Origin of the sequence: Nocardioides renjunii (assembly GCF_034661175.1) — a bacterium.
GTDB lineage: Bacteria > Actinomycetota > Actinomycetes > Propionibacteriales > Nocardioidaceae > Nocardioides > Nocardioides renjunii.
On sequence record NZ_CP141058.1, the window covers coordinates 1682842 to 1696290 of the forward strand.

11 protein-coding genes are annotated in these 13449 nt (G+C 72.0%); 8 read left to right on the plus strand and 3 right to left on the minus strand.

Annotation, left to right across the window (positions count from 1 at the left end; all coding sequences use genetic code 11):
* Nucleotides 1-77: 77 nt before the first annotated feature.
* Nucleotides 78-1502 carry an HNH endonuclease signature motif containing protein gene (locus tag SHK17_RS08150; protein ID WP_322921704.1) on the minus strand — a complete coding sequence of 475 codons (1425 nt, stop codon included), beginning with the start codon at nucleotides 1500-1502 and terminating at the stop codon, nucleotides 78-80.
* Nucleotides 1503-1993: 491 nt separating this feature from the next.
* Here SHK17_RS08150 and SHK17_RS08155 point away from each other — a divergent pair, with 491 nt between their 5' ends.
* The gene (locus SHK17_RS08155) at nucleotides 1994-2293 is read left to right on the plus strand and encodes a hypothetical protein (protein WP_216652533.1); all 300 of its coding nucleotides are present in this window, start codon (nucleotides 1994-1996) and stop codon (nucleotides 2291-2293) included.
* 32 nt (nucleotides 2294-2325) lie between these two features.
* Nucleotides 2326-2946, plus strand: coding sequence for a hypothetical protein (locus SHK17_RS08160; protein WP_322921705.1), 621 nt, complete (start codon nucleotides 2326-2328; stop codon nucleotides 2944-2946).
* 13 nt (nucleotides 2947-2959) lie between these two features.
* Here SHK17_RS08160 and arfA read toward each other — a convergent pair whose 3' ends face one another.
* Both arfA and SHK17_RS08170 read right to left on the minus strand, forming a co-directional pair.
* Nucleotides 2960-4486, minus strand: coding sequence for an arabinosylfuranosidase ArfA (gene arfA, locus SHK17_RS08165; RefSeq protein ID WP_322921706.1), 1527 nt, complete (start codon nucleotides 4484-4486; stop codon nucleotides 2960-2962).
* The gene (locus SHK17_RS08170; protein WP_322921707.1) at nucleotides 4483-5787 is read right to left on the minus strand and encodes an endo-1,4-beta-xylanase; all 1305 of its coding nucleotides are present in this window, start codon (nucleotides 5785-5787) and stop codon (nucleotides 4483-4485) included. The genes arfA and SHK17_RS08170 overlap by 4 nt, the downstream gene beginning before the upstream one ends.
* Nucleotides 5788-5945: 158 nt before the next feature.
* Between SHK17_RS08170 and SHK17_RS08175 the strand changes: the two genes are divergently transcribed.
* From SHK17_RS08175 to SHK17_RS08200, 6 genes are read left to right on the plus strand one after another with little or no spacing between them, the layout of a single operon-like run.
* Nucleotides 5946-7235 (plus strand): ABC transporter substrate-binding protein, encoded by a 1290-nt coding sequence (locus SHK17_RS08175; protein ID WP_172273396.1) that lies wholly within the window; start codon nucleotides 5946-5948, stop codon nucleotides 7233-7235.
* An 8-nt stretch (nucleotides 7236-7243) separates the two neighbouring features.
* Entirely contained in the window at nucleotides 7244-8224 is a 981-nt protein-coding gene (locus SHK17_RS08180; RefSeq protein WP_172273393.1) for a carbohydrate ABC transporter permease, read from the plus strand.
* Nucleotides 8221-9063 carry a carbohydrate ABC transporter permease gene (locus SHK17_RS08185; RefSeq protein ID WP_322921708.1) on the plus strand — a complete coding sequence of 281 codons (843 nt, stop codon included), beginning with the start codon at nucleotides 8221-8223 and terminating at the stop codon, nucleotides 9061-9063. The genes SHK17_RS08180 and SHK17_RS08185 overlap by 4 nt, the downstream gene beginning before the upstream one ends.
* A gap of 58 nt (nucleotides 9064-9121) precedes the next feature.
* A complete protein-coding gene (locus SHK17_RS08190; protein WP_322423949.1) occupies nucleotides 9122-10183 on the plus strand; it encodes a LacI family DNA-binding transcriptional regulator in 1062 nt (353 codons plus the stop codon).
* Entirely contained in the window at nucleotides 10180-12471 is a 2292-nt protein-coding gene (locus SHK17_RS08195; RefSeq protein WP_322921709.1) for a beta-xylosidase/alpha-l-arabinosidase, read from the plus strand. Before SHK17_RS08190 ends, SHK17_RS08195 begins: the two co-directional genes overlap by 4 nt.
* A complete protein-coding gene (locus SHK17_RS08200; protein ID WP_322921710.1) occupies nucleotides 12471-13442 on the plus strand; it encodes an acetylxylan esterase in 972 nt (323 codons plus the stop codon). Before SHK17_RS08195 ends, SHK17_RS08200 begins: the two co-directional genes overlap by 1 nt.
* Nucleotides 13443-13449 lie beyond the last annotated feature (7 nt).

Sequence of the window (13449 nt, forward strand, 5' to 3'; positions counted from 1 at the left end):
CCTGAGCGGTACGGCGTCCAACGCCGATACGCGCCTGTGACCCCGCCGTGGTCAGGTCGGCGGGGTGTGGGGCGGGGTCATGGTCGGCCGGGTGAAGCCGGCTCGCTGCCGGCGTTGGTGGAGGTGGTGTCGATGCGGATGGTTCCGATGCGGTCGCGTCGGTAGCGGTGGCCGTGCGGGCTGGTCCACTTGTAGACACCCGGCGCGGTCACCTCGTAGCGCCAGGCGGTGTGGGTCTTGAGGCGGTGGTGCCAGCGACACTCCGGTGCGAGGTTCGAGGACACGGTCGGCCCCGGCTGGGGGCGGCCCTCGGTGTCGGCGTCGTGATCGAAAGGGACGACGTGGTCGATGTCGCAGCCCCGCGCTGGCCGCGTGCACCACGGGAACACACACGTGCGGTCGCGCAGGATCACCTGCTCGCGGATCCGGTCGGGGATGTCGTAGCCGGGTGAGGTGAGCTCGGCGGTGAGGTCGATGACCGGCTTGACGGTCACCTTGGTGCGGGAGTCGCCGCACCAGTGCTTCACCTGATCGAGGAGGACGAGCCGCTGGCCCTCTTCCATGCGCCCGGTGGAACCGAAGACGGTCTCCAGCCCGTCGAGGCTGGCGTCGAAGTGGGCGTGCACCACTACCTCCCGGGCGATGGGCAGGCCGTACTCGCTCCTGGCGGCGGTCGAGCCTTGCGCGTGGAGGTCGAGGGCGGTCTGGGTGCGGGCGAGGTCGCCGAGTGCTGCGGACCGTCGGGCGTCCAAGGGTGCTGCTGAGCCGAGTGCTTTCAGCGTTTCTGCGCCGTGGGCGAGTGCTCGGTCGAGGTCGAGGGCGTCGGCGATGTCGAGCTCGGCCTCGAACCGCATCGTCCCGGCGTAGTGCACATCCTGGTCGTGCAGGGTCGCGTGGCGCGGGTCGACCGACAGGTAGCCGTCCTCCGGATCTGCGGTCGCGTCGGAGGTGTCGAGGTGGTGCCGCTTGATGGTTTCCGCGACGAGCCGGTCGAGCTGGGCGGGTCCGATACGTCCGGCGACGGCGGCGACCTGGGTGTCGACCCACCGCGCTGCCTCGACGGTGAGGGAGGGGGTGGCGTGGATGGTGGCTTCGGCGACTGTCCGGGCGCGCCAGGCCGGGACCTGTCCGGCGTGGACCTGTGCCCAAAGGCGTGGGAGGCGGTGACGGAGCTCGAGGGCGTGACCGATGAGCCGCTTGGCTGTGGTGGAGGAGATGCCGAGGACGGTGCCGAGCTCGGCGATGCAGAACTCCGCCACCGCCGGACAGCCCTCGCCGGCGATCGGCTCCTCGTGCTCGAGGCCGTAACGGCCGCTGCCACTGAACGATGCAGCGGTGTGGATCGACTCCGGCGGGTGCAGGTCCGCCCACCGGGCGGCCACCTCCAGCACATCCGCTGCCGCGCGGTCCTCAGCGGCCTTCCGGTCGCGGGCGAGTGCCAGCAGCGCGGAGGCCGAGAGGTCCTCGACGTCTGCCTTCGGCCCTGCCAGCGTCTCGATCATGTGTTCGATTCTACGGCGGACCACCGACAACGGCGCGAGGTCGGACAACGCTGTGGAAGGGGTCTCGATACGCCTCGTTCCCCGGCCACTCGACCACCGAGGCGGGGGTCTCGACATGCCTTGCTCGTGCCTCGCTCGGCCACTCGACCACCGAGAGCAGTGAGGTCTCGATACGCCTCGCTCGTGCCTCGCTCGGCCACTCGACCACCGAGAGCAGCGAGGTCTCGATACGCCTCGCTCGTGCCTCGCTCGGCCACTCGACCACCGAGAGCAGTGAGGTCTCGATACGCCTCGTTCCTCGGCACTCGACCAGCGACGTGGGGGGTCTCGATACGCCTCGCTCCTCGGCTACTCGACCACCGAGGAGACCGCCGAGCCCCCGGGCACCCACCCCCACCCCTGCGGTCGTGAACGCGTGTGCCGCGCCCGCTGGTGGGTACCGCATCGGTCCGAGACCACGAGGTCGAGACGACGAGAGGGAGGGCCCCGTCATGGCGACGAACCGGCTCAGGAACGACAAGCGCGCCGAGGGAGGCGTCCGGATGACCGACGACAGCCTCCGGGTGCGGCAGCTCAGCCACTACCAGTTCTCCTGGACCGCCGGGGAGGGCGGCCAGAGCGGCACCTGGACGCTCCAGCTGGTGCTGGACGAGGGAGCGTGGGAGGAGGTCCTCACCGTCACGGCGGAGGACGCCGACAACCTGCAGGACACCCTGCGCAACACGAAGAGCGTCTTTTACGACATCGACCGTCGCGTGTTGATGTTCGGGGTGACGAAGAGCGGCGAGTGACCACGAGCGGCGAGTGAGAACGGGGCCGTGTCGTGCAACGGTGGTCGTCCTGGCTGAACGGCACCCTCGCGCTGGGCAGCGTGGGGGTGTGCGCCGCGCTGGTCGAGTGGGGGCCGTCGCGGCTGCTGGCGGTCACGATCCCGGTCACCTGCATCGTGACGCTCGCGCACATCATGGTGCGGGTCGAGCACCGGACCACCGGGGGCGTGCTCGGGGCGTGCGTGTCCGTCGTCCGGTCGTCCGCCTCCGCCACGTCGCTGCTCCTGCTGGCCTACGTCCTCGCGTCGCTTCACCTCGGGCTCGGCCTGCTGCTCGTGGCTGGGCTGGTGGTCACGGCGCCGCCGGTGCGTGACGCCGTACGACGACGCAGCCGGCTGCAGCGGGTCGGGTGGAACCCGGCCGCACCCGACCCGGCGGCGGTCACGCCGAGCGGCGTCGCGCACCTGACCGACTCCGAGCTGACCCACGCCTGGTGCCACACGTCGCGGGCGCTGGACGGTGTCACGCACCCCGGCCGGCGGCTGGCGCTGGTGATCACCCGCCAGCACCTGCTCGACGAGATGTGGGCCCGCGACCGCGAGGCGCTCGAGGCGTGGGTCGCCTGCGGTGCCCGACCCGCCGACCGGCCGCCGCGCTACTTCCGCCAGCCGTGACGACACGGGGTCGTCAGGCCGGTCCCGGCTCGAGGACGACGACCGACCACGACACGGGCGGCAGGGTCAGCGTGATCGCGTCGCCGTCGACGCGGAGGGTGCTGTTGTCGCGCACCCCGACCCGGGTCGGGTCCGCAAGCGTGTTCACCGCGTGGTGGTCGTCGTCGTGCAGGGTCCGGGCGTGGCCCCTTGCGAACGTCCGCCCGCCGGGGACGACGACGTCGAGCTCCACGGACCCGGACTGCGAGCGGTTCACGACGAAGAGGCTGACCGTGCCGTCCTCGTCCCGCGTGGCGGCGGCGTCCACGAGCGGGACCACGCCATGGCGCGCGGTCTCCTGCTCGTCGCACTCGATCCGCACGGGCAGGCTCGACCCGCGGGCGTGGCGGGACGTGAGCGCGAATGGGAAGAACGTGGTCTGCCGCCAGGCCGGACCGCCCGGCTCGGTCATGACGGGGGCGATGGCGTTGACGAGCTGGGCCAGCGAGGCGCTCCTGACCCGGTCCGCGTGGCGCAGCAGCGAGATGAGCAGGCTCCCCACCACGACGGCGTCCGCCACCGTGTAGACGTCCTCGAGCAGGCGCGGCGCCCGCGGCCAGTGGTCGAGCGAGGTCATCCGCTCCTCCGCCTGGAAGCGGGAGAGGTACCAGACGTTCCACTCGTCGAAGGAGATGTCGACGCGGTGCTCGCTGCCCTTCACGGCGCGGACGTGGTCGATCGTCGCGACGACCGAGTCGATGAAGGCGTCCATGTCGACGGCCGAGGCGAGGAAGCTCGCGAGGTCGCCGTCGCGCTCCTCGTAGTAGGCGTGGCAGGAGATGAGGTCGACCTCGTCGTAGGCGTGGGTCAGCACGGTGCGCTCCCACTCGCCGAAGGTCGGCATGTCGCGGCTCGAGGACCCGCACAGCACCAGCTCGAGATCCGGGTCGAGGAGCCGCATGGCGCGCGCGGTCTGCGCGGCGAGCTTGCCGTAGTCGTCGGCGGAGCGGTGCCCCAGCTGCCAGGGCCCGTCCAGCTCGTTGCCCAGGCACCACGTGCGTACGCCGAACGGGTGCGGGCGGCCGTTGCGCGCCCGCTCGTCCGTGCGGGTCGTGCCGCCGGCGACGTTGGCGTACTCGAGCAGGTCGAGTGCCTCGAGCGTGCCGCGGGTGCCGAGGTTGAGCGCCAGCACCAGGTCGCTCCCGACCTCCTCGAGCCACTCGGCGAACTCGTGGAGGCCGACCTCGTTGGTCTCGGTGGAGTGCCAGGCCAGGTCCAGCCGCGTGGGGCGCGTCTCCCGCGGGCCCACCCCGTCCTCCCACCGGTAGCCGGACACGAAGTTGCCACCGGGGTAGCGAACGGCGCTCACGCCCAGCTCGCGCACCAGCTCGACGACGTCGGTGCGGAAGCCGCGCGCGTCGGCGCTCGGGTGGCCGGGCTCGTGGACGCCGGTGTGGATCGCGCGGCCCACGTGCTCGACGAAGGCACCGAACAGGCGCCGGTCGACGGGGACGCCGGGGTGCTCGAGGTCGACGACCAGCCGGGCCTGCCCGCTGCTCACCGGTCCACCACCACCTCGAGGTCCGGCCGGTCGGCCGAGAGCTCGACCGTCGCTGTGCCGTCAGGGGTGGTCACCGAGTAGGTGCCCGCCCAGCCGTGCAGGACGACGCTGCCGCGCTCGTCGGTGCGCGCGTAGGTCGGGGCCAGCCACCACTCCTCCTTCACCAGCCTGCGCAGGGCGTCGTACGCCGGCTTCAGGGTGCCGTCGGCGCGGACGAGGCCCGACGGCGCTCCGAGCCACGCCCCCGCGTCGGTGATGCCCCAGTAGGTCACCGCGGCGACGGAGGGGTGGGACAGCAGCGTGCGGTAGTGCCGGACGATCTCGTGGGCCTGCCGCTCCTCGCCCTCGGCGGTGGAGGGCCAATGCTCCGGCTGGAAGTCGTTGAGGTCCTCGATGTGGGCCGGCATCGTGTCGCCGGACACCAGGGTGGTCTCGCTGAGGTGGAGCGGCAGGCCGTAGCGCGCGAACCGGTCGAGGACGGCGAGCGTGCGGTCCTCGCCCCAGTAGCCCTGGTGCATGTGGCTCTGGAGGCCGATCGCGTCGATCGCGATCCCGGCCTCGAGCACGCCCTCGATCAGGCACTCGTAGGCGGTCGACATGTCGAAGTCGTTGAGGACGAGGGTGGCCCGCTGGTCGGCCCTCCGGGCCTCGTCGAACGCCAGCCGGATCGTCGCCAGGCGGCCTCGGCTGCGGCACAGCCGCGTGACGGCGTTGGTCGTCTCCTCGTTGTCGAAGACCGGCATGATCACGACCTCGTTGATCACGTCCCACGTCGGCACGAGCCCCTCGAAGGCCGACACCTCCCGGCGGACCCGCGCGCGGACCGCCTCCTCGACCTCGGCGTCCGGGAGCTCGTCGAGCCAGGTCGGCGCCAGCGTGTGCCACACCAGCGGGTGGCCCTTCGTCGCGACGCCGCGCTCCTGCAGCCAGCGGGCGGTAGCGAGGAGCCGCTCGGTCTGCGGCTCGCCCCGCACGGGCTCGAACCCCTGCCAGTAGAAGGGCAGCGTGGCGGTGTTGAACACGTCCAGCCACAGGTCCACGAGCCGCGCGGCGGCGTCCGGCTCCGCGCCACCGAAGACGTTGCCCGCCGCCGTCGTCTCGCCATTGGCGAGGCCGACGAAGTCGAAGCCGATGTTGCCGAACGCGAACGCGTGCCGCTGCTGCTCGACGACCACGTCGGTGCCGGCGAGCGGCGTGCCGTCGCTGCGTCGTACGGTCACGTCGGCGCGCAGCACGCGGTGGTCCAGGGGACTGTGCGAGTCGACGTCGCGCGGGCTCTGAACCGGGTCGAGCGAGGGCATGGGACCTCCAGCGAGGGGCGGGACGTGTGAAGGACATCACGGGTGAAGCCCGATGTAAAACGTTATCGATAACGATTGACAAGGGGTAGAACCGTCGTTCAGGGTCATCCAGTGTGGTCCACGTCACTCCGGCGTGGCGCGGATGAAGGAGGATCTCGATGCCTAGGAGCACCCGAGTGGCGGGACTCGCCGCTCTCTGCGCCGTCACGTTGATGACAGCGGCCTGCGGTGGCGACGACAGCGCCTCGGGCGACGGCGACGCCAACACGATCACCTGGTGGCACAACTCCAACAACGAGCCGGGCAAGGGCTACTACGAGCAGGTCGCCAAGGACTTCGAGGCCGAGAACCCCGGCATCGACGTCAAGGTCAGCGCCATGGCGCACGAGGACATGGTCAGCAAGCTCGAGGCGGCGTTCCAGAGCGGCGATGTGCCGGACGTCTACATGGAGCGCGGCGGCGGCGAGCTCGCCGACCACGTCGAGGCGGGGTTGACGAAGGACCTCTCGGAGGCGGCGTCCGAGGAGATCTCCAAGCTCGGCGGCAACGTCGCCGGCTGGCAGGTGGACGGCAAGACCTACGCCCTGCCGTTCTCGGTGGGCGTCGTCGGCTTCTGGTACAACAAGGCGCTCTTCGAGGAGGCCGGCATCGAGGCGCCGCCGACCACCATGGACGAGTTCTACGACGTGGTCGACCAGCTCAAGGCCGCCGACATCACGCCCGTCTCGGTCGGTGCCGGTGACAAGTGGCCCGCTGCCCACTACTGGTACTACACCGCCCTGCGCACCTGCCCCCAGGACGTCCTGGAGGGTGCCGTGACCAGCCTCGACTTCTCGGACCCGTGCTTCGTCGAGGCGGGTGCGGCGCTCGAGGACGTCATCGCGGCGGAGCCGTTCAACCCCGGCTTCCTCACCACGCCCGCGCAGGAGGGAGCGACCTCCGCCTCCGGCCTGCTCGCGACCGACAAGGTCGCCATGGAGCTGGCGGGTCACTGGGAGCCGGGCGTCATGCAGGGACTCACCGACGACGGCAAGGGCCTGGGGGAGGACACGGGCTGGTTCCCGTTCCCCGAGGTCGAGGGCGGCGCGGGTGACCCGACGGCACAGCTCGGCGGTGGTGACGCGTGGGCCGTCGCAGAGGGCGCGCCCGACGAGGCCGTCGACCTGGTGAGGACGCTGCTCTCGGACGAGGTGCAGACCGGCTTCGCCGAGAACGACATGGGCCTGCCGACCAATCCGGCCGCGGGCGGTGCCGTGAGCGACCCGGCGCTCGCCGAGCTGCTCAGCGTGCGCGACGAGTCGCCCTACATCCAGCTCTACTTCGACACCGCCTTCGGCACGTCCGTCGGTGGCGCGATGAACGACGAGATCGCGCTCCTCTTCGCCGGTCAGGCGAGCCCGGAGGACGTCGTCGAGGCCACGCAGCAGGCTGCCGACCAGGAGATGTGATCACGAGCATGACCGATCAGGGCGCCACGATGGTGGCAACTCGACCGGAGGAGGGGGCCGCCCGCCGCGCGACGTCGCGCCGGGCGGCCGCCCGGCCGCCGCGCCTCGGGTGGGGCCAGCGCCTCGAGGTGCTGCTCTTCGTGGCCCCGGCGCTCGTCCTGATGTCGATCTTCATCGTCTGGCCGGTGGTCTCCGCCGTGCGGATGTCGTTGTACCGCTGGAAGGGCTTCGGCCCGATGGACGACTTCGTCGGCTGGCAGAACTACAGCCTGGTGCTCGGCGACGACGTCTTCACCGGTGCCGTCGGGCACAACTTCACGATCGTGGTGGCCTCGATCGCGGTCCAGCTCCCGATCGGCCTGGGCCTGGCCCTCCTGCTCAACCGCAACATCCGGTTCCGCGGCGTGCTGCGGACCGTGGTCTTCGTGCCGTACGTGGTGGCCGAGGTCATCGCCGGCGTCATCTGGTTCCAGCTGCTGCAGCCCGGCTACGGCCTCGTGGACACCCTCGTCGGAGCCGTCGGCCTGACCCCGCCGGAGCAGGGTTTCCTCGGCAGCCCCGACATCACGTTGTGGACGGTGTTCGTGGTGCTGACGTGGAAGTACGTCGGGCTGGCCGTGCTGCTCTTCCTCGCCGGTCTGCAGAACATCCCGCAGGAGCTCTACGAGTCCGCGCAGATCGACGGCGCCTCGTGGTGGCAGACCCAGTGGCAGATCGCCGTCCCGCTGCTGGGGCCCACGATCCGGACCTGGGCGTTCCTCTCGATGATCGGCTCCATCCAGCTCTTCGACATCGTGTGGGTGCTGACCGGTGGCGGCCCCGCCAACGCGACGACCACGATGGCGACGTACCTCATCAACCAGGGCACCTCCCGGGGCAACTACGGCATCGCCGGCGCCGCGTCGGTCGTGTTGTTCGTCATCGCGCTCGTGATGGCCGTGCTCTACCAGGCTCTCGTCCTGCGCCGCGACAGCCAGGAGGCACGATGACGACCGGGACGGGGACGCAGAGGTTCGGCGGCGGGGGACCGCTGGTCTACGGGCTGGCTGCGATCGTGGCCGCGCTCACCCTCGGGCCGGTGGTGTACGGCGCGCTGGGCGGCTTCCGCAGCAACGAGCAGCTGGCGCGGGACCCGGCCGGCCTGCCCGACCCGTGGGTCGTCACCAACTACGAGAACGTCTTCAGCAACAGCGGCTTCTGGACCTATGCCCTCAACTCGACGGCGATCGCGATGATCACCACCGTGGTCACCGTCCTGTGCGGCGTGATGGCGGCCTATCCCCTCGCCCGCTACCGGTTCCGCTTCCGTGAGCCCCTCTTCATGGTCTTCGTGCTCGGGCTGCTCTTCCCGCTCGCGGTGGCGATCATCCCGCTCTTCATCCTCATCACGCGCAACCTCCAGCTCGGCAACACCTGGTGGGGCGTCGCGCTGCCGCAGGCTGCGTTCGCGCTGCCGATGACGGTCGTGATCCTGCGGCCGTTCCTGATGGCGCTGCCCAAGGAGCTCGAGGAGGCGGCGCTCATCGACGGCGCCTCGCGGGTGAGCGTGTTCTGGCGCATCGTGCTGCCACTGTCGGTGCCCGGGATGATCACCGTGGGGGTCCTGGCCTTCGTCGCCTCGTGGAACTCCTACCTGCTTCCCCTGCTGCTGCTGCGCGACGAGATGCGTACCCTGCCCCTCGGGGTCGCCGACTACTCCACCGAGTTCTCGGCCGACACCGCGGGCGTCCTGGCGTTCACCACCATCGCCATGATCCCCGCACTGATCCTGTTCCTCGCGCTGCAGGGCCGGATCGTCAACGGCCTCCAGGGCGCGGTCAAGGGCTGAGGGCACGCTGATGGCGGATGCTGACGGGAGAGGCCGGTCACGGGTGAAGGAGCGCATCGTGGAACCGACGGACACGGCGGTGCCGGTGCACGGCGACGCGCGCCGCGGCATGGGGCGGGTGACCATGCAGCAGGTGGCGGCGGAGGCCGGGGTGTCGGTCTCGACCGTCTCCAAGGTCATCAACGACCGCTACGGCGTGGCGAGCGAGACCTCGCGGGTCGTCACGGAGGTCATCGAGCGGCTCGGCTACGAGGCCAGCCTGGTGGCGCGCAGCCTGCGCAACCGGCGTACGAACGTGATCGGCGTGCTGGTCGCGGACTTCGAGCCGTTCAGCACCGAGGTGCTCAAGGGCGCCGCCGACGCGATCCGCGGCACGGGCTACGAGCTCGTCGCCTACTCCGCGGGCGGCCGGGTCGACGCCCACGTCGGGTGGGAGCGCCGCTACCTGTCCCGCGTCATGGGCACCCTCGTCGACGGGGCCGTCCTGGTCACGCCGACCATCACCGAGGTGCAGTACGAAGGACCGATCGTCGCGGTCGACCCGCACACCGGACCGTCCGACCTGCCCACCGTCACCGCCGACAACCTCGGCGGCGCGCGGCTGGGCGTCGACCACCTGATCGCCCTCGGGCACCGCCGCATCGGGATGGTCACCGGCCGCCCCGACCTGGTCTCGGCGCAGCTGCGCGAGCAGGGCTACCGCGACTCGCACGCCGCCGCGGGGATCCCGGTCGACGAGCAGCTCCTCGCGGCCGGTGCCTTCGAGCCCGAGCCCGCCCGCGCCGCAGCCCGCTCCCTGCTGGAGCTGGCCGATCCGCCCACCGCGATCTTCGCGGCCAACGACCTCTCCGCCCTGGCCACGCTGGAGGCTGCCGCGGAGCTGGACATCGACGTGCCCGGCCGCCTGTCGGTGGTGGGCTTCGACAACATCCCGGAGTCCGCGCTCGCGCACCCGCCTCTCACGACGGTGCAGCAGCCGATCCGGCAGATGGGAAGGGAAGCGATATCGATGCTCGTCACGCTGATCACCGGCGACCACGTGGTGGAGGAGGTGCACGTCAGCCTGGACACCACGCTGGTGGTGCGCCGATCCACGGCAGCTCCGGGGGGCGCCTCATGAGCGAGGTGTGGCAGGACCCGACGGCCGAGGTGGCCGAGCGGGTCTCGGACCTGGTGTCCCGGATGACGCTGGAGGAGAAGGTCGCCCAGCTGTCCGGGGTCTGGGGCGTCGACCCGACCGTGGGCGACATGGCGCCGATGCTCCGCGACGCGATGGGACCCGTGCTCCCGTGGGAGGAGGTCATCGCCGACGGCCTCGGCCAGCTGACCCGCCCCTTCGGCACCGAGCCCGTCGAGCCCGCGGAGGGCGTGCGCGCGCTGGCCGAGCGGCAGCGCCAGGTCGTCGCGGCCAACCGCTTCGGCATCCCGGCCCAGGTCCACGAGGAGTGCCTCACGGGCCTCGCCGCCTGGCGGGCCACCGTCTACCCCTCGCCGCTGTGCTGGGCCTCGTCCTTCGACCCCGCGCTCGTGGAGCGGATGGGTGCGCGGATCGGGGCGACGATGCGCAGCCTCGGCGTGCACCAGGGCCTCGCGCCGGTGCTCGACGTGGTGCGCGACCTGCGCTGGGGACGCGTCGAGGAGACGATGGGTGAGGACCCGTTCTGGGTCGGCACGACCGGCGCGGCCTACGTCCGCGGCCTGGAGAGCGCCGGCGTGGTCTCCACGCTCAAGCACTTCGCCGGCTACTCTGCCTCCCGCGCGGCCCGCAACCACGCCCCCGTCGGGATGGGGCCCCGCGAGCTCGCCGACGTCATCCTGCCGCCGTTCGAGATGGCGCTGCGCGCCGGAGCGCGCTCGGTGATGAACTCCTACACCGACACCGACGGGGTGCCGGCGGCGTCCGACCGGGCCCTGCTCACCACGCTGCTGCGCGACACCCTCGGCTTCGACGGGACGGTCGTGGCCGACTACTTCTCCATCGCGTTCCTGCGCACCCTGCACCACGTCGCCGAGACCGACCAGGACGCCGCCGGCCTCGCGCTGGAGGCGGGCATCGACGTGGAGCTGCCCTCGCCCAACGCGTACGCCGACCCGCTGCTCGCCGCGGTGGTCGCCGGCAAGGTCGACGAGAAGCTCGTCGACCGGGCGCTCTTCCGGGTGCTGCGCCAGAAGTGCGAGCTCGGGCTGCTCGATCCCGGGTGGCGACCCGTCGAGTCGTCGGAGTCGCTCGACCTCGACGACCCCGAGTCGCGGCAGGTGGCGCTCGAGCTCGCGCGTCGCTCGGTCGTCCTGCTCAGCAACGACGGCACGCTCCCGCTGCGGCCCGACGCCAGGCTCGCCGTCGTCGGCCCCCGCGCCGACACGTTCGAGGCGATGCTGGGGTGCTACTCCTTCCCGATGCACGTGCTGGTGCACTACGACGGCATCGAGCGCGGTGTCGACATCGCGACGGTGCGCGAGGCGCTGGCCGCCTCGCACGACGTCACCCACGCGCTCGGCTGCCCCGTGCTGGGCGGCGACGACAGCCAGATCGAGGAGGCGGTCGCGGTGGCCGCGGAGGCCGACGTGTGCGTGGTCGTCCTCGGCGACCAGGCGGGCCTCTTCGGCAACGGCACCTCGGGGGAGGGCTGCGACGTGGCCGACCTCCGCCTGCCCGGACGCCAGGAGGAGCTGCTCGAGGCGTTGCTTGCGACCGGCACCCCCGTCGTGGCCGTGCTGCTCGTCGGGCGGCCCTACGACCTCAGCCGGCAGGCCGACCGGCTTGCTGGCCTGGTCTGCGGGTTCTTCCCGGGCGAGGAGGGCGCCTGCGCCGTCGCGGACGTCCTCACCGGCCGGGTGGACCCGTCGGGACGCCTGCCGGTGAGCTTCCCGGGCGCCGGCTCGACCCAGCCGTCGACCTACCTCGCGCCCACCCTCGGGCAGCGCAGCGAGGTGAGCGTGGTCGACCCGACCCCGCTGTTCCCGTTCGGCCACGGGCTCTCCTACGCGAGCCCGACCTGGGGGCCGGTCACCTCGGCCGGCGGCGCCACCTGGGACGTCGAGGGCACCACCGAGGTCTCCGTGGAGCTGCGCAACGACACCGACCGCCCGGTGAGCGACGTGGTGCAGGTCTACCTCCACGACGTCGCCGCCTCGGTCGTCCGGCCCGTCCAGCAGCTCGTCGCGGCCGCCCGCGTCGACCTGCCCCCGGGCGCCGCCCGGCGCGTCACCATCGGGCTGCACGCCGACCTCACCTCGTTCACCGGGCGCGACCTGGTGCGCATCGTGGAGCCCGGCGCGGTCGAGCTGTGGGTCGGTGCCTCGAGCGCCGACATCCGCGGCACGGTCGCCCTGGACCTCACGGGGTCCGCGCGGCAGGTGGGCGCCGAGCGCGTGCTCGAGCCGACGGTGGCGATCGAGACGCCCTGATGCAGGTCGACTGGCCGCTGGAGCAGGCCCGGGCGCACCACCCCGACCTGCCGGCACCGGACGACCTCGCCCGGTTCTGGGCCGACACCCTCGACGAGGAGCCGGTGGAGGTCCGCACCGAGCCGGTCGACAACGGCCTGGTCGGCGTGGACTCGCACGACGTGACCTTCACCGGCCACGGCGGCGCGCCGGTGCGGGCGTGGCTGCACCTGCCCGCCGCGCCCCTCGTGTCCGGCCGGCTGCCCGGTGTCGTCCAGCTCCAGGGCTACAACGGCGGACGCGGCCTCGCGCACGAGCACGTCTTCTGGGCGACGGCCGGTTTCGCCCACCTCGTCGTCGACACGCGCGGGCAGGGGAGCGGCTGGACGACGGGCGCGACGGCCGACTCCGGCCCCAGCGGGCCGTCCCAGCCGGGGTTCCTCACCCGCGGCATCGAGGCGCCCGAGACCTACTACTACCGACGCGCGTACGCCGACGCGTGCCGGGCCGTGGAGGTGCTTCGCGGGCACCCGGCCGTCGATGCGCGGCGGGTGGTCGCCGCGGGCGCCAGCCAGGGCGGCGCGCTGGCGCTGGCCGTCGCCGCCCTCGTCCCCGACGCGGTGGCCGCCGTCCTGTGCGACGTCCCGTTCCTGTGCGACGTGCGGCGCGCCGCAGCGATCGCGCAGTCCGACCCCTACCTCGAGCTGGTCCGCTACCTCGCCGCGCACCGCGACCGGGTCGAGCAGGCCTTCGCCACGCTGGCCTACTTCGACGGTGCGGTGCTGGCCCGGCTCGCGACCGCCCCGGCCCTGTTCTCCGTGGCGATGATGGACCAGGTCTGCCCGCCCACCACCGTGTTCGCCGCCTACAACGCCTACGCCGGTCCCAAGGACATCGAGGTCTACGAGTTCAACGGGCACGAGGGCGGCGAGGCGTTCCAGCGCTCGCGCCAGCTCGAGTGGCTGGCCACGACCCTGGCCCCAGCCCTCTGAGCGACGA

Coding starts and splice junctions, on each gene's coding strand:
- SHK17_RS08195 (WP_322921709.1), top strand. CDS start 10,180: ATGAGCGAGGTGTGGCAGGACCCGACGGCCGAGGTGGCCGAGCGGGTC.
- SHK17_RS08150 (WP_322921704.1), bottom strand. CDS start 1,502: ATGATCGAGACGCTGGCAGGGCCGAAGGCAGACGTCGAGGACCTCTCG.
- SHK17_RS08155 (WP_216652533.1), top strand. CDS start 1,994: ATGGCGACGAACCGGCTCAGGAACGACAAGCGCGCCGAGGGAGGCGTC.
- SHK17_RS08170 (WP_322921707.1), bottom strand. CDS start 5,787: ATGCCCTCGCTCGACCCGGTTCAGAGCCCGCGCGACGTCGACTCGCAC.
- SHK17_RS08180 (WP_172273393.1), top strand. CDS start 7,244: ATGACCGATCAGGGCGCCACGATGGTGGCAACTCGACCGGAGGAGGGG.
- SHK17_RS08200 (WP_322921710.1), top strand. CDS start 12,471: ATGCAGGTCGACTGGCCGCTGGAGCAGGCCCGGGCGCACCACCCCGAC.
- SHK17_RS08175 (WP_172273396.1), top strand. CDS start 5,946: ATGCCTAGGAGCACCCGAGTGGCGGGACTCGCCGCTCTCTGCGCCGTC.
- SHK17_RS08185 (WP_322921708.1), top strand. CDS start 8,221: ATGACGACCGGGACGGGGACGCAGAGGTTCGGCGGCGGGGGACCGCTG.